Genomic DNA, 16869 nt, shown 5'->3' on the forward strand with positions numbered 1-16869 from the left:
CCGGGCGCCCACTTTCTATTCTTATGAGGTAATAATTCTATGAGCACATATCTGATCGACTATGAGAACACCAAGGGCGCCGGCCTGGAAGGAATCGAGGAACTGACCGCAGAGGATACGGTCTACCTGTTCTACAGTGAAAACGCCAACACCCTGACATTCAAGATGCACGACCGCATCAGCGCCGCCAAGGCACACTTCCATTTCGTGGACGTGGGTGTAGGCAGCCGAAACGCACTGGACTTCCAACTCTCCACCTGGCTTGGTTATCTGATCTGCAAGGGCCTCGGCCACCGGCAGTACTTCTATATTGTAAGCCAGGATAAGGGTTTCGGCAGTGTCTGCCGTTTCTGGAAGGAGCGCAGTGTTTCGGTGGAGTTGGTGCAGGATCTCAGCGGCCGACGCGCTGAGGAACTGAAGAATCAGCTCCAGCACCAGGTATTTGACGTGATCCACGACCAGGAGGTGGCCCGCAAGATCGCGGCCATCATCCTCAAATACAAGACCAAACAGGGCATCAACAACGCCCTGATGCGAGAGTTCCCGAGCCAGGACAATCAGCGTTCCAGCGAGTACTACAAGCTGATCAAGCCCCTTCTGAAGGACAAGAAGGGCAAGTAATGCCAAACCAAAGGGCTGTCTCAAACGGCGATATATACCGTCTGAGACAGCCCTTTTGAAATCTGTTACCAACAAACGGTTGGCTTTGTTCATCAGTCGCGGTCCCACTTCTGAAACAGGTGTATATGTTCGTTTTCTGTGGACGCATCCACAACTGTATCCATGAGATCTTCGAACCAGTCTTCGGTAGGCTCAGCCGGCACCAGAGCGAGATTTGTGTCCTCACCCAGATCACAAAGACAGTCATACAGAGCGTCAAGGTTCATTCCGTAATCTGCCGGAAAGAACAGCGCCTCCGCGATGTGCTGCAGAGCTTCTTCCTTCTCCCAGAAATCCTCTTCCCTGATGATCAGTATCTCTTCCATTTGTCACTCTCCTCAGTAAAGCTGTTCAAAACTGTTATAGTGATCGCCTGTATAGTAGACGATTCCATTCTCTGTGTAGACCAGGCGCTTGACGCCTCTGGCGTGGCCATCGTAATCCACATCACATTCATAATACCGGTTCTTTGGCAGGTGCCCCTCCCGGTTACCAAACCTTCGGCCACCGATCATGAAACCGTAGTCTGCGGGACACTCCGATCGTTTCCAGCCCCGATCCATCGCCTCGTTCTGAGTGATGTAGTTGTGGGGAAGCTTGTGGTACGTATGGATATATATCGCCACCTCGTCTTTGGTGGTGTACGCCCCCTCCTCTGTGACCTCGGAAGAGGTCGTATCCTCCACTGCCGTTTTATTGCCCGGGTCGCTGTCCGGGGTACTCACTGCCCCATGGAACAAGCAGGCCGACATAGTGAGTGCAAGGCTTATGAGAAGGAGAAGAAGAAGTCCTTTTTTCTTTTTCATGGCATTTCCTTTCAGTTAGACAGAAGCTTCTGGATCCCCTGATCGATACCGTTCAGTGTCAACTCGTACATGGGAAACACGTTTCGGATCATGGCGATGGTGTAAGATCCCCATGCCCTGTCCCAGCGTGCTTCCTTGATCGGATTCAGCCAGATCACCTTCCGGTAGTGACGTGCAAACCGCTCCAGCCACTGGATACCCGGATCCTGATTCCACGCATACCAGTTGAGGTTCCCGCCTCTTGCCATCAACTCGTAGTGGGACATGGCCGCATCTCCCACGATGATGACCTTGTAGTCAGCGTCCAGGTTCTGGAACACCCAGTTGGTCTCAATCCACCGACCGTCTACGATATAAGGATCTGTATAGAGAAAGTCATAGATGCAGTTGTGAAAATAGTAAGACTTCAGATCCTTCAGATGGGTGCTCTGATGCACCGCCTGAAACAGTTGGCTGCAGAGCTTGCTGTAACTTCTCATGGATCCGTCAGAATCCATCAGAAGGAGGAGCTTCACCGTGTTCTTCCGGGGCTTCTCGTAGACCAGTTTCAACATCCCTGCGTTCTCACAGGTCGCATCGATGGTCTGGTCGATGTCCAGCTCTGTTTTCGCCGTATCCACGCGGGTGGAGAACTGACGAAGCTTTCGAAACGCCATCTGGAATTGACGGGTGTCCAGCTCGTTGTCCTGCCGGAAATCACGAAAGTTCCTCTCCCCTGCCACCTGAATCGCGCTCTGATGCCGGCTGTATCCGCCAACCCGTACACCTGCCGGGTTGTATCCACCGTGGCCAAAGGGCGAGGTTCCTCCCGTACCCACCCAGTAGTTGCCGCCATCGTGCTTCTCTGTCTGTTCTGCCAGACGCTCCCGGAACATCTGGCGAAGCGTATCCAGATCGTATGCCTTCGCCCAGTCCGGCATATCCTCGAGAAGACGCTCCCGCTCCCCTTCCGACAGCCAGTTCCAAAGTTCTTCCGGGATGTCATCCACCGACTCGATCCCCTGAAAGAAAGCTGCAAATGCCTGATCGAATTTGTCGTATTCCGTCTCAGACTTGATCAGGATATTCCGGCAGAGATAGTAAAACTCCATCAGTGAGTTCTCTGCCATGCCCTGGTCCAAGGCTTCCATCAACGTCAGCCATTCGTCCAACGACACGTCCAACCCATGCAGCCTAAGCATATGGAAGAAATTGATAAACATGGCTATCTCCTGTAACGCCGGTCCGCGCTCACAGTGTCGATATCCTGGTTCTTTTTTAGAAGCACACCGATGTACGGCACCTCCTCAGCGATGCTGCTCGCGTCACAACCGGCGATCTGCAGCGCCTGAATCCAGTCCAGAAGTTCCGAGGTGCTGGGCTTTTTCTGAATGTCCCGCATCTCCCGTATATCGTAGAAGGCTTTCATAGCGTTCTTGACAAGTTTCTTGTCCACATCTCCGTAATGCACCCGGATGATCTCCCGCATCTTGTCCTCGCTGGGGAACTCGATATAGTGGAAAATGCACCGGCGCAAGAACGCATCCGGCAGTTCCTTCTCCGCATTGGAAGTGATGATCACCACCGGCCGGTGAATGGTGCGGATCGTCTCTCTGGTCTCATTGATGTAGAACTCCATCCGGTCAAGTTCCCACAGAAGATCGTTAGGGAATTCCAGATCGGCTTTGTCGATCTCATCGATGAGGAGCACCACCTGCTCCTGCGAAGTGAACGCCTCGCCCAGTTTTCCTAGCTTGATGTAACGCTTGATATCCGACACGTCGCCCTCTCCGAACTGACTGTCATAGAGGCGCTGGACGGTATCATACACATAAAGCCCCTCCTGGGCCTTGGTAGTGGACTTGATTCCCCAGACTATCAGTGGCATATCCAGCGACTGCGCAATAGACTGTGCAAGCATGGTCTTTCCGGTGCCCGGCTCTCCCTTGATCAGCAGCGGTTTCTCCAGCGCCATGGCCACATTCACAGCGTTCTTCAGTTCGTCAGAGGCTACGTAGCCCGCACTGCCTTTGAATTTTCTCATGTATGTCCTTTCTTTTACACAAAGCCTTGACGGTCAGGCGATCACCATGGGGATCACCACCGTGGTCACCAGCTCCTCCACAAGGCCTACCGCAAACGCGTAGACGATCATCTCGGTGCGTGTGGATTTCACTATGATGGGAAGTCCCACATCCATGCAGGCGATCCCCGGTACGCTGACACACTCGATGTATCCGATCTTCCTGGCCACCATAGGCATGATGACGATCCCTACCAGTTCCCTGATCACGTTGTGAAGAAAGGAGATGGCACCCGCCACGCTGTGCCCCGCCGCCGTGATGATCCCCGGTGCAAAGCTGTACCAGCCATACCCGAAGCTGATAGCCAGAGACTCCCTCACCGTGATCTGAGGGAGCGCCAGCCCCATCCCAAGGGCCAGAATACCTGTAGCCGCGATGATCACTGCCGGAAAAAGCAGGATTCCCAATCCTGCTTTCCGAAACTCACGGAATATCTTTCCTTCCAATCCAACCCCATAGCCGATCACCAGTACCAGCAGACAGAGCACTCCCATCATTGCATCGGAGGATATCCCGTCGAACAGGTCCAGTTCTGCTACGGTAAAATGCGTACGGATATAGAAGCAACCGATGAGAACACCCACCAGCGTCCCTGCCAGGATCAGGACCGTCATGAGATCGGTCGATCCCTCTGCCGGCGATTCCGCCGTTTCCGATATCTCGTCGCCTGCCACTTCCATGACTGGCGTAGCATTCAGCCGTTGGCCGTACCGGTCCATGCGGATCACCTTTCGGGTGATCCAGATGGCCAAAAATGTTCCGACCCACAAGACAACGCTTATGAGCACAGAGAGCACTCCGATATCTCCGATACTGTCGACGACTTGCTGATCCGATCCCATGCGCATCCCCATGATAAACACCAGGACCACCACCACGGCCACCAAAAGTTTTTCTGCCAATGCTGTTCCGTCGTAATATTTTTTTGTTTTCGTGGCCACGTAATAGGCGATCGCCATCAGGCCCCAGAAAAGCAGCACGTATTTCATTAGTCGATAAACTCTACATTCACATTCCGGCAATTGGTTACATATACCAGAGAGGCGTAGTTGATGTCGAAAGCGATGACATCACCTGGCTTGTACTCCCTCTCTGCATCTTCCACGTCCAGGATGGTATGGTCACTGGACGCACCCAAAACCTCGACCCCCTTGTCTCTCGGGAAGATCTCCTCGATGCTGCCGTAGTCCACTTTGCCGAAGCCCAGCAATGCACGCTTTCGGATTCCACGATCCTCATATACCTGCTTCTGACCAAACGCGTCTACACCGATCTCTCCCACCGGGTGGCTGGGCTTGTCCTTCACCTCCAGCACCTCTGCCTTCAGTGTGTAGACATCCCGGTGCATGTAAGGCATGTCATAACCATAATAGAGAGGCAGATCCACCGACAACAGGATCGCCTCACCGATGCGCAGGTGGTTGATCCGCTCCGGCACATTGCCATCCAGCACCCGCATGACCGTGCTGGTAGCGCCGCCAGAGATGTAGTCCAGTTTCCTTCCCAGCGCTTCTTCCATACGCTCTGCCAATGCCACCAGTTCCTCCAGTTTCTCCACGGTAGGGAGAATCGAGCCGTAGCACCCAACATTGGTACCAATGCCCGCCAGATCGATGTACTCCATTTCCTTGTCGATGGTCATCGCAGCGCGGATCATCTCGTCCTTGTCCCAGAAGCCTTCCCGCAGATCACCCATGTCCGCCATCAGGATGATGTGATGGGTCTTCCCTTGCTTTCCGGCTTCTTCATTCAGTGCCTGGATTACGGTCATCTCACTCTGCAGACTCCAATCACAAAGCCGGATCACCTCAGGCACCTCGCTGAGCATAGACACGCGGAGCATCAATGTCGGCAGTGTGATTCCCGCATTGATCAGATCCTCGATCTGCTCCAGCCGGGAGCTGGCGATCCACTTGGCACCCGCTGCAACGAACTGTTCCGCACAGCGGGGAAATCCTGTGGTGCCCTTCACGACACCTGCTACATCGATCCCCTTCTCCGCACAGCGACTGATCACGTTCTGGGCGTTTTCTCTCAAATAGCTCAGGTTGACTTCCAGTTTCGGATAGACTTGGTTCACCATCTTGTTACTCCTTTGTTATAGTCTTAGCCTTCATGTTACGTTTATTCTCATAGGTACCCCTATTCCAACTTGCCCACAATCTTGGACATTTTCAGTTCGTCCGGCAGTTCCAGCTCATCAATGGGCACTTCAACACCTTCCTCCTGATACCCGTCCAAATAAATCCGCAAAGCGGTATACTCATTCTTCCCTTTGAACTTGAAGCTCACTGCGTTGCCACTACCCTTTCCGGTCATGTAGGGGTTAACATCGTCGGCCTCCACTCTGTTTCCGGACGCATCCACCATGTCGAGCCCGATATGGATCTTCCAAGCATACCCGTGCTTTCCCATTTTATAATCGCATACGCTAAAGCCAGAAGTCCCTCGAATATATACAGTGGTGGACTTTTTGGCCTTGTGGATCTCCGCGATCTGCACAGGATGACTGCTGTTCTCCCCATCCCTTAGGGTAACGGCCCCTTCTCTGGTGTATGCAACACCGCTGCAGGCTGTCATAAGCAACATCGCTACAAGCATCACCAAAACTCCAATATATCTTCCTCGGATCGTTTTCCTTCTTGTCATCGTTTCCCTCCTAAATTTAATACAGAGTAATTCTACCACAATTCGCGTTTCTGCGCCATATTCTCCTCCATTTCCGGATGTTTTTCTTCCTGTGCAGTTGCGGATGTGGGTCGTGGATGGGTCGTGGGTGCGCATGGACGGGTCGTAGATGGCGCGTGAGGGCGTCATGGATATTTTGCGCGATTTAGTGATGAAATACCCACTTTTCCAAGCCATACATAAAAGTGTATGTTTTTTCAGCCCCCTGATGCACCTGTATCCCAGAAAGGAGCGCATGAGTGGTTGCAAATTCCCGAGAAAAACAGGAATCTCTGTCATTTTTTTATCTCAAAGCTTAACGAGAAAACCCCCACTTCTGCAAGTGGAGGGATGAATCGTTCGGTATGGGCCAAAGAATGCTATACGGCTATACCCTCGAGTGTCGCTCTGCAGGAGAGCCATTTCTGAGTAAAATGCCAGGAACTTCTTGTTTCGATATTGCATAAAAGGATGACATATGATACAATAAGAACATACGTTCGGAGGTGTATCATGAAGCGTATCAGAGGATACCGGTATCGCGCATATCCAGACCGGAAACAGCAGGCGTTCTTCGCACGGACCTTTGGGGCCTGTCGTTTTGTATATAACTACTATCTTGAACAGAAGAAAACGCTTTGGGAGGAGTGTCATGACACGCTGAAATACACAGAAGAAAGCAGAGATCTGTCCCATCACCTGAAAAAGGAGGCACCATGGCTGAAAGAAGCTGACAGCATCGCGCTGCAGCAAGCCCTGAGACACCTGGAACAAGCATATGAGAACTTCTTTCAGAAGCGAGGAGGGTATCCGAAGTTCAAAAGCAAACGGCATGCTCAGAGTTACCGAACGATGAATGTAAATGGCAGCATCCGGATCGGAGGAGACCGGATCCGGGTACCGAAAGCGGGAGAAGTTAAGATCCGAAATACTAGAGTCTTTGACGGAAGGATCCTGTCGGCCACGGTATCCATGACAGCCAGCGGGAGGTATTACATCACGCTGCAGGTAGAGGAGGAGGCAGAAGTGCTTCCGAACAAAGGAGGAGAAACGGGGCTGGATGCTGGGCTGACGGTCCTGTATACTGATTCATCCGGGAAGAGCGTTCCGAACCCAAGGACACAGAAGAAGCACGAGAAGAAGATCGCAAGACTTGCGAAGAAGCTGTCGAGAAAGAAGAGAGGATCGAAGAACCGGGAGAAGGCAAGGAAGAAACTTGCGAGAGAACAGGAGAAGGTAGCAGACATCAGAAGAGACTATTTGCATAAGGAGACCTGTCGGCTGGCGAACGAGAACCAAGTCGTCTGCGTAGAGGATCTGAATGTAAAAGGGATGATGAAAAACCACAGGCTCGCCAGGTCCATCGGAGACGCGTCGTGGGGGGAGTTCTACCGGATGCTGGAATACAAGCTGGCAGATCATGGCGGGGTACTGGTGAATGTACCGCGGACATTCCCGTCAAGCCAGCAATGTTCGTGCTGTGGAAAGAGAAACACGGGGGTCAAGGATCTTTCGGTCAGGAGATGGAAGTGCCCGGTGTGTGGAGCGCTGCATGACAGAGATGTGAATGCAGCGATCAATATACTGAAGAAAGGGAAGGAGATCCTGGCGGCATAGAGCCTCTGGGACGAAATATCGTACCGTGGGTCGCACGGGAAGTAACGCCTGTGGAGAGAGTGTAAGACGGAGTTCCCAAGGGAACCTGCAGTTCTCGATGAAGCAGGAATCCCCCACTTCAAATACGCGTCAGTGTATTAAGTGGTGGGAGCGTTCAAAGCAAAGCAAAGGAAAGATAGAATGCAAAAATGCTGAACGGAACTCACAGGGTTCATACGGGGGGGCAAATCAACCGTATTATGATCACGAATTGACAGAGTGTCTCACCGAGTGGATAATATGGACCTTGACAGCGTGAAATATCCATTTCAATAGTGTGCAAAAGAAACACGGTATGGACGCGGCGAATATTTATAATGAGCGCCAGATATCCCCCACTGCCATAGATGTGGGTTGCCGACTCCACAACTCAGCGATTTTCGTCATAAAGCACTTGCTTTTTTGTAAGCAAAGTGGTATAATGAGCCAGTGTTTTGGGGCATTAGCTCAGCTGGGAGAGCGCCAGGTTCGCAATCTGGAGGTCAGGGGTTCGATCCCCCTATGCTCCACCATAAGCCACAGGAGATGGGTATATCCCGTCTCTTGTGGCTTTTTTGAATGCTCACTAAACAGGCGTGGAGATTCACCGCGCATACGTTGAGCCCCTCGGAAAGTCGGTTCATCCCGCCCTTCCGAGGGGCTCGTTTTGATCAATCCCTTGATGGTAAACTGAATCAAAAGACAGAGTCATCAATAGAACTCCAGACTATCGCCATAACGAGCATTATAAGCCTCCCACCTGCATATGCGGCAGCCGTTTCTGGCATCCTGCAATGTTTCGCCTGGTTCATCCTGAAGCCAGTACTCAGCTTCTTCTTCTGTATAGACATGGTCGCTGGGAGTCCCATCCGCCACATACTTCGAGCCATCGCTGAGAATGACCGCGTTATTGACATGTTCATTAGGCTGACCACTTACTTCTTTTGCGCCTCGTACATATGCCTCAATTCCACTGTATCTCAGCACGCGCTCCATGAAGGTGGCAGCCGCTCCACAGTCACCGCAGCCATTGTCATAATAATTGCCGGATCTACTGTAGTAATAGTGAGTATATATGTATTTTATGCAGTTTCTGACGATCATTATTTCGTTGCTGTCCTTGCATTGCGCGGCTACATCCTTCAGATGATTATGATAGCCAAGCATATAATCGCCTTTGCCGGAAAGGTTGAACCATATATCTTTATCATAACGGTCAGAATGAAGTTTGAATTTCCCGGCCTGAATCAGAAAGATTTTCCCCCAATGCTTTTCCATCAATAGAATACTATTGCAGTCTGCTTCCGGTGTCTTCAGATCAAAGTCAGAATTGACTCTCAGACCAACGTTATCGCGATCCCCGTTCCATCTTGCGATATCGATATTGACTGTGGCGTTCGGAGGCAGCTCACTGAACACACTCAATGATCTGGAGGAATCATCAGCAACGCCTCTGTTGAACACTTCGTAGTCATATACCGGGGCACTGACCGACCCCATCATCGGATATACTGTGTTAGTCACAATAAATGATTGTGTCATTTTACTTTCATCATAGTACTTATATCCAGGTTCCATTTCAAGTGTGCCAGTAAATTTGACCTGCCCCAATGTGCCTTTGTTACTCAGAGCCTTCTCTGCTTTAAGGGTAAGTCTTCTCCCCCTATCAGCCGTTGTAAAGGAAACAGTATCCAGACCAACAGCCAATCCTGCATTGCTCTTTTTCCAGGTAATATTGGCAACATGTGGAGGAATAACCATAGGAACGGCGACCTCTCCCATCCCAGAATCGATGATGCAGACATTTCCGTTTTTATACTCATAGTTAACCGCAAACGGATCTCTGATAACTATATCTTCAGCCTCTTTTTCCCAAACCGCATAGAGTGTAACAGTTGTACTTGTCGCTTCGTACAGCGCAAAGGCCCCCTTATCAAAATAGCTTGGAGAAGAAGAATTCGAATCCTGGCTCCACCCCTTAAAGGAAAAGCCATCACGTGTAAACTGGTTTGCATCAAGCGTACCAGATCCATGGGAAAGCGTCTGGTCAGTCATGGACCCTGTGCCTCCATTCCCATCAAACCGAATGGTCACTCTCGCCGAGTCCACTCTGATCGTAGCAATCCTTTCTGCCGGAGAGTAAGCAGCGTTGCCCTCTTGTCTGACATGTATACTGGTTGTCCCATATCCATTGGCAGTCACAAGGCCTGTGCTGTCTACGCTGGCAATACCAGGATCCTCCGAAATATATGTAAGTGGAAGACCGCTGGAAGCGCTGGCCCCTAGTTTATACTTCTGTCCAACCTTGAGGGTTTTGTCGCCATAATAATTGATCGTCTGCTGTTTTCTATCTATGGTAGTATGTTGTTTTTCGGGCTTATTGACAGGCGACTGCGTTCCACCTTTGGTCGTTGTGATATAAACGTTCGCTGCAGCGCTGTATTTAATTATTTTTCTGGACTTTCCTCTGAATCCTTTTGCAGGCTTTTTCTTCTGCCACTTCTGAGTCTTCTTATTGAACCATTCTTTTTTCTTTGTTTTCTTATAAGTCTTTACTGAATAAGAATAACTGGTTCCGGCCTTGAGACCAGTATCTGTATACGAGCCTGTCTTCTTACCAACATTTCTTATGAAAGAACCGTTCCTGTAGATTGCGATCCCTTTGACCTTTTTCAGTTGTTTTTTATTCAGTTTTTTCCATGAAATGGTCACGGCCGTCTGCCTGACATTGGCTCTCAAAGAAGCCACTTTCGGCAATCCAGAGGCGGCAGTTACCTCCTCCGGTAACACGACGAAAAAGGCTGTCACGATCATTGTGATCATGACCAACACAGGTAGTAGTCTTCTTGATCTATTCGGCATGATGATCCCTTTCATTCCCTACAAGCGAATCTGACGTAAATTATTTCAATTCATATATAATCATTATATATGCAAATTATACCTCTTTCAACAAAAAGATGTTTTCTGCTGTTCACTTCCCCATTATATGAAATTGAAAATCGGTCCTATCACACCACCGGCCAGGTATATCTGTATTTTTACCCGGTTATTGCATAAAAATACACCCAATGCTATAATACTCCCATTAAGTCAATTTTTTACTTACATGGCAGGAGGAGTTTATGCCTATATTCAAGAAACCAAAAGAAGGCGCTGCGCTTCAGGAGATGCACGAGGTCAAAACCATCAATCCAATGATCATCCTGGCCTTCATCATTATCCTGGCCGCCATCGCCACCTATGTCGTACCGGCCGGACAGTTCGACCGGGTACCGATCGAAGGTACCGAGTACGAAGGGATCGTACAGGGTTCCTATCACCATGTGGATAACAAGCCGATTGCCCCCTTCGATGTTCTCGTATCCTTCACCAAGGGCCTGCAGGATGCCGCCTATATTATTTTCTTTCTTCTGATCCTTGGTGGCGTGTTCAAGATAGTGGAAGCCACCGGTGCTCTACATGCAGGGATCAGCAACATGATCAAAGCAACGGCAGGCAAGGAGATCATCCTCGTCCCCATCTGCCTGATCATCTTTTCTCTGATCTCTGCCACAGCAGCCTGTTGCGAAGAATACCTGGCCTTTCTTCCACTGATGTATATGGTCTGCATGGCCTGTGGATTTGATTCCATTTTATCCGTTGCGCTCCTGTTCTGCGCCTCTGCTGTAGGGTATGCAGGCGGCATGACACAAGCGTTCTCCGTCGGTGTCGCACAGACGATCTCCGGACTCCCCATGTTCTCAGGTATTGGATTCCGTGTTGTTAGTTGGGCAGTTCTGGTAATAGCGACCATTATCTACATGATGCTGTATGCCCACCGGATCAGAAAGGACCCCAGCCAGGCCTATAATTTTGAAGTAGACAAAAAGTATCGGGCGGAGATGGATTTCAATCCAGAAAGTATTACCAGGATGACGAAGAGTCAGGGCCTCATTCTGGCCATCTTCTTCGGGGGATTTGTCTTTGCTGCGTTCTCTGTCATCAAACTGGGCTTCTATATCGACGAGATGTCAGGGGTTTTCCTGATCGTGGGCATCCTCTGCGCACTCATCGGCCGCCTATCACCTGGGAAGACGGCAGATGCTTTTGTGGAAGGTGCCAAGGATCTGCTATGGGCCGGCCTGATCATTGGGCTGTGTTATGCAGCGACTAACATCCTCTCGGACGCGCAGATCATGGACACCATCGTCAACAGTATGGGCAAGGCACTGGGTGGACTGCACTCCTCCGTTGCCGCGGTCGGAATGTTCGTCATGCAGGACATCCTGAACTTCCTGGTCCCCTCTGGTTCCGGGCAGGCAGCGATCACCATGCCGTTCATGGCACCGCTGTCAGACGTTCTGGGGGTAACCAGACAGACCGCTGTGCTGGCTTTCCAGTATGGAGACGCATTCACCAATGTCATCTCTCCCACCAGCGGCGAGATCATGGCCGCACTGGCCATCTGCCACGTCCCTTACGGGAAATGGTTCAAATTCATGTGGAAGCTGTGGATTCTGTGGGCGATCCTTGCCTGCATCCTTCTGGTCATAGCAACGGCCATCGGCTACCATTGAACACCTGTGACAGACACAAGGGGATGTCTCAATATGAGACATCCCCTTTTTTCAGGATAACTTATCGGTACCACCGGTTTCTGACATGGTACGCCAACTGTCTTCTATCTCCTCCGCCTGGTAGCGGTCAATGAGGATGCTCCCCTGTGGGATCTCCTCCTCCCAAAGGTAGTAGTCACTGCTGCTGCTATCCAGAACATAGGCCTCTCCATGGGCAGCCATCTGGAAGATCCGCTTGCTGGCTGCATCATAGTAAAAACTAACGAACAGATCCTTGAAAAGATCCACCATCTCCCAGTATACCGGCCGGCTCTCATCGTAATCCCGGAACTCCGCCAGGGCGTTTACTGCACCACTGTAATACCAGGATTGCTGCTCCCTTGGAGCATTGAACTTGTCCCAGAAAGAAGCGCCCTCATATTGAAAGTCGTACATCATGCTCCGCAGGTTGGAGACTTTGTCCGCCATGACCAAAAGCTTTGTGCGGAAATCGGCCTGCTGCAGAGACGCGATCGCCCGCGACTTGCGCTCCTCCCAGCTCTTTGATTTATCCTCGCTGTGAGCCATCACCAGGTGTGCCACGTCAAACCCAAACTCGCTGACCAGTTCATACTCCGTCACACCTGCATCCTCCTTCACATCGTGAAGGAGGCCCGCGATCACAAGATCCGGATCCGCCCGCATTCGGCTGAGAATGCCCATTACTTCCATGGGATGTGTGATATAGGGGATCTGCGTGCCTTTCCGCAACTGGCCCGCATGGCACTCGGTGGCGAAGTGGATAGCTTTGTCGATCATGGAGTTCTTCCACTCATAATCGACCTGCTCTCCTTCGCTGCTCTCGATGATATGCCAGAGCAAGGGCTTGTCCATTTGGCAGGAATGACCCCATGCGTCGATCACCATTCCGTTTACTTCCGGACTGGCCAGGGTGTACTTGATGACTCTCTCCAGAGAGATCGTCTCCATGCCGGTTTCTTCCCCTCTCCTGCATTCCTCCTCGCTTGTAAAGACTGGGATATACGTGCTCCCTTCTTCGTCGGTAATCATAGGGATCACACTTTCCTTCAGATCGTTCTCCCCGGTAAGTTCCACCGGGAGCACGCATCGCCCTTTCTCTGCGATCCGTTCCTGCAGTACCTGTGTAAGCGACTCCAGCATCACCTCATTGTTATGTTCGATTCCTTCCCGGATCAGTGCTCTGATCCGCTCGTTTCCCTGCAATCGATCCATGTCCTCCCCTTCCTAATGACCTTCCTCAGCCGCAAGGGCTTTGTCGTAAGCGGACTTGGTGTGCGTATCAAAGAGCACCCACATCACCTCATCCAGCGCCTGTGGATTCTCCTGCACAAAGCCGATTACCGTGCGCACTGCTATCTCTGCCGCCTGCTCCACTGGATAGGCGTATATCCCCGTTGAAATAGAAGGGAATGCCACTGTGCGGATCCCATTCTCCATCGCGACCCGCAGAGAATTCCGATAGCAGTTGGCCAAAAGTGCCGGCTCTCCCTGCCCGCCTCCGCGCCAGATGGGCCCCACCGTATGGATCACTGCGCCACAGGGCAATCTGTAGGCTCCTGTGATCTTGGCTTCTCCAGTCTCACAGCCATGCAGTGTGCGGCACTCCTCCAGCAGCTGGCTTCCGGCGGCCCGGTGGATCGCGCCATCCACACCACCACCCCCCAGCAGTGAACGGTTGGCAGCGTTGACGATGGCATCCACCCCAAGGTCTCTCGTAATATCCCCAAGCTTCGTACAGATAACTGTGTTGCCTTGTTTCATGACGATGCTCCTTTCCCCGGTACTCATATTCTGACACCTCTCTTTGCCACTTATTCTACCACCATTCTACAAAGAAATACAGCCCGTATTCCCAAAGAAAAAAAGAGCAGACCATTCGGTCTGCTCTGCAAACTATGATATCTAATCCAGTTCTTTATTTTTTGATAGGATCTTTCCATCGGTGGCGCGTATATCATACTCATACTCGTATTTTCCACTTTCAAATTCCACCTCATAGACCCGGACACCTTTCTCCCAGTCCAGTTCCACATGGGTATCCCTCACCTGTGCCTTCTTCAGGCCGGCATCCTTGAGGGCGATGGCAAGTGCTGCCTTCTTACCAATGTAACCGTTCTTCTTTGGGATGGTGACAGATCCCTTCACCTTGCCGTACTTGGTGGTATTCTGCTGCCGTACGCCCTTGATGGTGAATCGGTAGGTCTTGCCTGCCTTGTGTTTACGGAGAACAAAGGTGATGTCATCGTCATCCTTCTTAACGATCTTAGCCTTGTATTTCTTGCCACCAGGATTCTTTACGATGACCTTTACGTTTTTATATTCTACGTCTCCGTGGAAGTCAACCTCGACCTTTTTCTTACCTTTGAGTTCCACTTCATCGATGGACGGTGCAGCTGCATACGCAGTTCCACTCATGCACAAGGACATTATCAACACTGCAGCGATAGTTGCCACCATGCCGCCCAGAAGTTTTCTTTTCATAAACTGTTTCATCACAGCCTCCTTTCTGAACCTCACGGATATCTTTTGCTACAGTGTAACAACGCAACATTAAAACCAGACTAATATTTCATTGTTTTCGGCAAAAGCCTTTTTTACTTGTTCCGCGCAAACAGTTTCTGCATGTACTCCAGCGGAGAATGCTCATCGCTTTCGAATCCTGTGCCGCCATACTTGTAGGTTCTGTCGGCAACGGTCTTATCGATGTCTTCCTCGTCGATCAGAGCAACGCATCTTGCCATGGAACCGTCTCCCATGTACCATCTCAGAGGGAAGCACAGGAACTCGAACCATCTGCCCGGGATGATCTTGTCCAGGTCACCACCCAGGTTCTCTACACCTACGATACCGTGGCCCAGCATCTCCTTGTGGCAAGGCTCCCATGTGCCCCATACGCCGATCTCTTCCAGATCACCATACAGCTCGTCGTACTTCTCCTGTCCAAACATCTCGATGTACTTGAACTTGTCGAACTTGGCATAAGCTTCTTCGCCAAACAGCTCTGTGTACTCCTCGGTCAGCGGCTTGCCGGTAGCGCCCAGCAGGTTCATTCTGGTCATTCCGTTGTTACCCATAGCGGTGTGCAGAGGATGATCCAGAGCCTGAGAGTCCATAGCCACGCACTTCACGCCGTGCTTTACAAACCACTTACCAGCCTCAACGCCTGTTCCACAAGCATAGTGATAGTAAGCCTTGGAATCGTCGAAAAGTCTGTGCATGCCAGTGTTCAGGCACACGATCTTGCCCTCCAGCTCAGCCGGGTCAACACCACAAGCCTTGCAGGCAGCCTCCAGATGCTCGTCTGTGATCAGTCCCCAGGGCTCGATGTCGATCTTCAGAACGACAGCCTGTCCGGTGTAAGCATCAACAGGCATCTCATGGGTATAACGAGCACGTCTGCCATCAAACTCATACTCCATGACGTGTCTTGGGGCGTCACAGTGGGTTCCAGTATGCATGGTGCAGTTAATTCTCTGGGTCAGAACGCCGCCCTTAGCCATGGTATGTGCGTTGTCGATTTCCGGTTTGTCGAAGTATGGCCATCTTGGAATCTCACCACCAAAGGGATGTGCCAGATCGATATACACTTTGCTCATAATAATTTCTCCTTTACAATTTAAAAGTTTTGCTGCGCAAATGGGGTTAGGTCAACTTAGCAGGTCAGGTAGCCGCCGGAACAGTCGTAGTTACCGCCGGTCATGAAATCACTTGCCTCAGAGGACAGGAACAGAGCGAATCCAACAAAATCGTAGGGCTCAGCCAGTCTGCCGATAGGCTCTCTCTTCAGGAAGTTCTTGTAGACCTCAGAATCAGGATCGAACATCCACTCAGTGAGCTCGCTGCGGAACACCGTCGGGCAGATGGAGTTGACGTTGATGCCGTACTTAGCTGTCAGGTCACAGGCCATGGAGGAGACCATCAGGTCTGCGCCGCCCTTGGAGGTGCAGTATCCGGTGTATCCGGCCATGCCGCGCTTGGATCTCTGAGAGGTCACGACGACCATCTTGCCGCCCTTCCCCTGCTCGACCATCTGCTCTGCAACATACTTGCAGACGATGTATACGGACTTGCAGTCAGCATCCATGATGAACTGCCAATCCTCAACGGACTGATCCAGGATGTTAGCCGGCTTGTTGTAGCCATGGCAGATAGCCAGGATGTTTACCTCGCCGTACTTCTCTACACATGCAGCGATCAGAGCCTTTACGTCCTCTTCCTTCTGTGGGTCAGCTACGAAGTATGCACAGTCGATTCCTTCAGCTTCGAACTCGTCCTGCAGTTTCTGTAGCTTCTCTGCGTTTCGCCCGGTCATGAAGACCTTAGCGCCAGCGTATCCATATGCTTTGGACAGAACGCAACCCAGCGCACCGGTAGCACCGGTGACCAGAGCCACCTTGCCCTCAACGGAAAACATGTTGTTCACAAAGCTTTTTTCGACGTTTACCATTGTTAATCCTC

The 16869-nt window shown here is 51.1% G+C and carries 16 protein-coding genes and 1 tRNA gene; 4 read left to right on the plus strand and 13 right to left on the minus strand.

Annotated elements, in window-relative coordinates:
* Positions 1-39: 39 nt before the first annotated feature.
* Positions 40-621 (plus strand): PIN domain-containing protein, encoded by a 582-nt coding sequence (locus P156_RS0103665; RefSeq protein WP_027868972.1) that lies wholly within the window; start codon positions 40-42, stop codon positions 619-621.
* Between the two features lie 92 nt (positions 622-713).
* Here the strand turns inward: P156_RS0103665 and P156_RS11435 are convergent, their stop codons facing one another.
* From P156_RS11435 to P156_RS0103700, 7 genes are read right to left on the minus strand one after another with little or no spacing between them, the layout of a single operon-like run.
* Positions 714-986, minus strand: a complete 273-nt coding sequence (locus tag P156_RS11435; protein WP_034802174.1) for a barstar family protein — start codon at positions 984-986, stop codon at positions 714-716.
* Between the two features lie 12 nt (positions 987-998).
* Complete coding sequence (locus tag P156_RS0103675) at positions 999-1466, minus strand: ribonuclease domain-containing protein (RefSeq protein ID WP_027868973.1); 468 nt, start codon at positions 1464-1466, stop codon at positions 999-1001.
* Positions 1467-1477: 11 nt separating this feature from the next.
* The gene (locus tag P156_RS0103680) at positions 1478-2668 is read right to left on the minus strand and encodes a VWA domain-containing protein (RefSeq protein WP_027868974.1); all 1191 of its coding nucleotides are present in this window, start codon (positions 2666-2668) and stop codon (positions 1478-1480) included.
* A gap of 2 nt (positions 2669-2670) precedes the next feature.
* Positions 2671-3489 carry a MoxR family ATPase gene (locus P156_RS0103685; protein ID WP_027868975.1) on the minus strand — a complete coding sequence of 273 codons (819 nt, stop codon included), beginning with the start codon at positions 3487-3489 and terminating at the stop codon, positions 2671-2673.
* A 33-nt stretch (positions 3490-3522) separates the two neighbouring features.
* Positions 3523-4518: a lysine exporter LysO family protein gene (locus tag P156_RS0103690; RefSeq protein WP_027868976.1), complete on the minus strand. Its 996-nt coding sequence runs from the start codon at positions 4516-4518 to the stop codon at positions 3523-3525.
* Positions 4518-5612, minus strand: a complete 1095-nt coding sequence (locus P156_RS0103695; RefSeq protein WP_027868977.1) for an alanine/ornithine racemase family PLP-dependent enzyme — start codon at positions 5610-5612, stop codon at positions 4518-4520. The genes P156_RS0103690 and P156_RS0103695 overlap by 1 nt, the downstream gene beginning before the upstream one ends.
* Before the next feature lie 59 nt (positions 5613-5671).
* A complete protein-coding gene (locus P156_RS0103700) occupies positions 5672-6178 on the minus strand; it encodes a hypothetical protein (RefSeq protein ID WP_027868978.1) in 507 nt (168 codons plus the stop codon).
* A gap of 531 nt (positions 6179-6709) precedes the next feature.
* On the opposite strand from P156_RS0103700, the gene tnpB reads away from it, so the two are divergent.
* Both tnpB and P156_RS0103710 read left to right on the plus strand, forming a co-directional pair.
* Positions 6710-7813 carry an IS200/IS605 family element RNA-guided endonuclease TnpB gene (gene tnpB, locus P156_RS0103705; RefSeq protein WP_034802178.1) on the plus strand — a complete coding sequence of 368 codons (1104 nt, stop codon included), beginning with the start codon at positions 6710-6712 and terminating at the stop codon, positions 7811-7813.
* 475 nt (positions 7814-8288) lie between these two features.
* Positions 8289-8364: transfer RNA gene (locus P156_RS0103710), tRNA-Ala, on the plus strand.
* 178 nt (positions 8365-8542) lie between these two features.
* On the opposite strand, the gene P156_RS0103715 is transcribed toward P156_RS0103710, so the two are convergent.
* Positions 8543-10708 carry an InlB B-repeat-containing protein gene (locus P156_RS0103715; RefSeq protein ID WP_081818436.1) on the minus strand — a complete coding sequence of 722 codons (2166 nt, stop codon included), beginning with the start codon at positions 10706-10708 and terminating at the stop codon, positions 8543-8545.
* 248 nt (positions 10709-10956) lie between these two features.
* Between P156_RS0103715 and P156_RS0103720 the strand changes: the two genes are divergently transcribed.
* Positions 10957-12390: a YfcC family protein gene (locus P156_RS0103720; protein WP_051600595.1), complete on the plus strand. Its 1434-nt coding sequence runs from the start codon at positions 10957-10959 to the stop codon at positions 12388-12390.
* A 51-nt stretch (positions 12391-12441) separates the two neighbouring features.
* On the opposite strand, the gene P156_RS12675 is transcribed toward P156_RS0103720, so the two are convergent.
* From P156_RS12675 to P156_RS0103745, 5 genes are all read right to left on the minus strand, one after another.
* The gene (locus tag P156_RS12675; RefSeq protein ID WP_051600597.1) at positions 12442-13623 is read right to left on the minus strand and encodes an HD domain-containing protein; all 1182 of its coding nucleotides are present in this window, start codon (positions 13621-13623) and stop codon (positions 12442-12444) included.
* Between the two features lie 12 nt (positions 13624-13635).
* On the minus strand, positions 13636-14172 hold the full coding sequence (locus P156_RS0103730; protein WP_034802836.1) for an O-acetyl-ADP-ribose deacetylase: 537 nt from the start codon (positions 14170-14172) through the stop codon (positions 13636-13638).
* Positions 14173-14313: 141 nt separating this feature from the next.
* Positions 14314-14904 (minus strand): PepSY domain-containing protein, encoded by a 591-nt coding sequence (locus P156_RS12680; protein WP_027868983.1) that lies wholly within the window; start codon positions 14902-14904, stop codon positions 14314-14316.
* Positions 14905-15005: 101 nt separating this feature from the next.
* Complete coding sequence (locus P156_RS0103740) at positions 15006-16007, minus strand: cyclase family protein (protein ID WP_034802183.1); 1002 nt, start codon at positions 16005-16007, stop codon at positions 15006-15008.
* A gap of 56 nt (positions 16008-16063) precedes the next feature.
* Positions 16064-16858, minus strand: a complete 795-nt coding sequence (locus P156_RS0103745; protein ID WP_027868985.1) for an SDR family NAD(P)-dependent oxidoreductase — start codon at positions 16856-16858, stop codon at positions 16064-16066.
* Positions 16859-16869: the final 11 nt, after the last annotated feature.

The sequence above is a fragment of the Eubacterium sp. AB3007 genome, assembly GCF_000688015.1.
In the GTDB taxonomy this organism is placed as follows: Bacteria; Bacillota; Clostridia; order Peptostreptococcales; family Anaerovoracaceae; genus Aminicella.

Excerpts from the sequence above, each read along its gene's own strand:
- tnpB (WP_034802178.1), top strand. The coding sequence starts at position 6,710 with ATGAAGCGTATCAGAGGATACCGGTATCGCGCATATCCAGACCGGAAA.
- P156_RS0103695 (WP_027868977.1), bottom strand. The coding sequence starts at position 5,612 with ATGGTGAACCAAGTCTATCCGAAACTGGAAGTCAACCTGAGCTATTTG.
- P156_RS0103745 (WP_027868985.1), bottom strand. The coding sequence starts at position 16,858 with ATGGTAAACGTCGAAAAAAGCTTTGTGAACAACATGTTTTCCGTTGAG.
- P156_RS0103700 (WP_027868978.1), bottom strand. The coding sequence starts at position 6,178 with ATGACAAGAAGGAAAACGATCCGAGGAAGATATATTGGAGTTTTGGTG.
- P156_RS0103740 (WP_034802183.1), bottom strand. The coding sequence starts at position 16,007 with ATGAGCAAAGTGTATATCGATCTGGCACATCCCTTTGGTGGTGAGATT.
- P156_RS0103680 (WP_027868974.1), bottom strand. The coding sequence starts at position 2,668 with ATGTTTATCAATTTCTTCCATATGCTTAGGCTGCATGGGTTGGACGTG.
- P156_RS0103715 (WP_081818436.1), bottom strand. The coding sequence starts at position 10,708 with ATGAAAGGGATCATCATGCCGAATAGATCAAGAAGACTACTACCTGTG.
- P156_RS0103730 (WP_034802836.1), bottom strand. The coding sequence starts at position 14,172 with ATGAAACAAGGCAACACAGTTATCTGTACGAAGCTTGGGGATATTACG.
- P156_RS0103720 (WP_051600595.1), top strand. The coding sequence starts at position 10,957 with ATGCCTATATTCAAGAAACCAAAAGAAGGCGCTGCGCTTCAGGAGATG.
- P156_RS0103675 (WP_027868973.1), bottom strand. The coding sequence starts at position 1,466 with ATGAAAAAGAAAAAAGGACTTCTTCTTCTCCTTCTCATAAGCCTTGCA.
- P156_RS0103665 (WP_027868972.1), top strand. The coding sequence starts at position 40 with ATGAGCACATATCTGATCGACTATGAGAACACCAAGGGCGCCGGCCTG.
- P156_RS12675 (WP_051600597.1), bottom strand. The coding sequence starts at position 13,623 with ATGGATCGATTGCAGGGAAACGAGCGGATCAGAGCACTGATCCGGGAA.
- P156_RS0103690 (WP_027868976.1), bottom strand. The coding sequence starts at position 4,518 with ATGAAATACGTGCTGCTTTTCTGGGGCCTGATGGCGATCGCCTATTAC.
- P156_RS0103685 (WP_027868975.1), bottom strand. The coding sequence starts at position 3,489 with ATGAGAAAATTCAAAGGCAGTGCGGGCTACGTAGCCTCTGACGAACTG.
- P156_RS11435 (WP_034802174.1), bottom strand. The coding sequence starts at position 986 with ATGGAAGAGATACTGATCATCAGGGAAGAGGATTTCTGGGAGAAGGAA.
- P156_RS12680 (WP_027868983.1), bottom strand. The coding sequence starts at position 14,904 with ATGAAACAGTTTATGAAAAGAAAACTTCTGGGCGGCATGGTGGCAACT.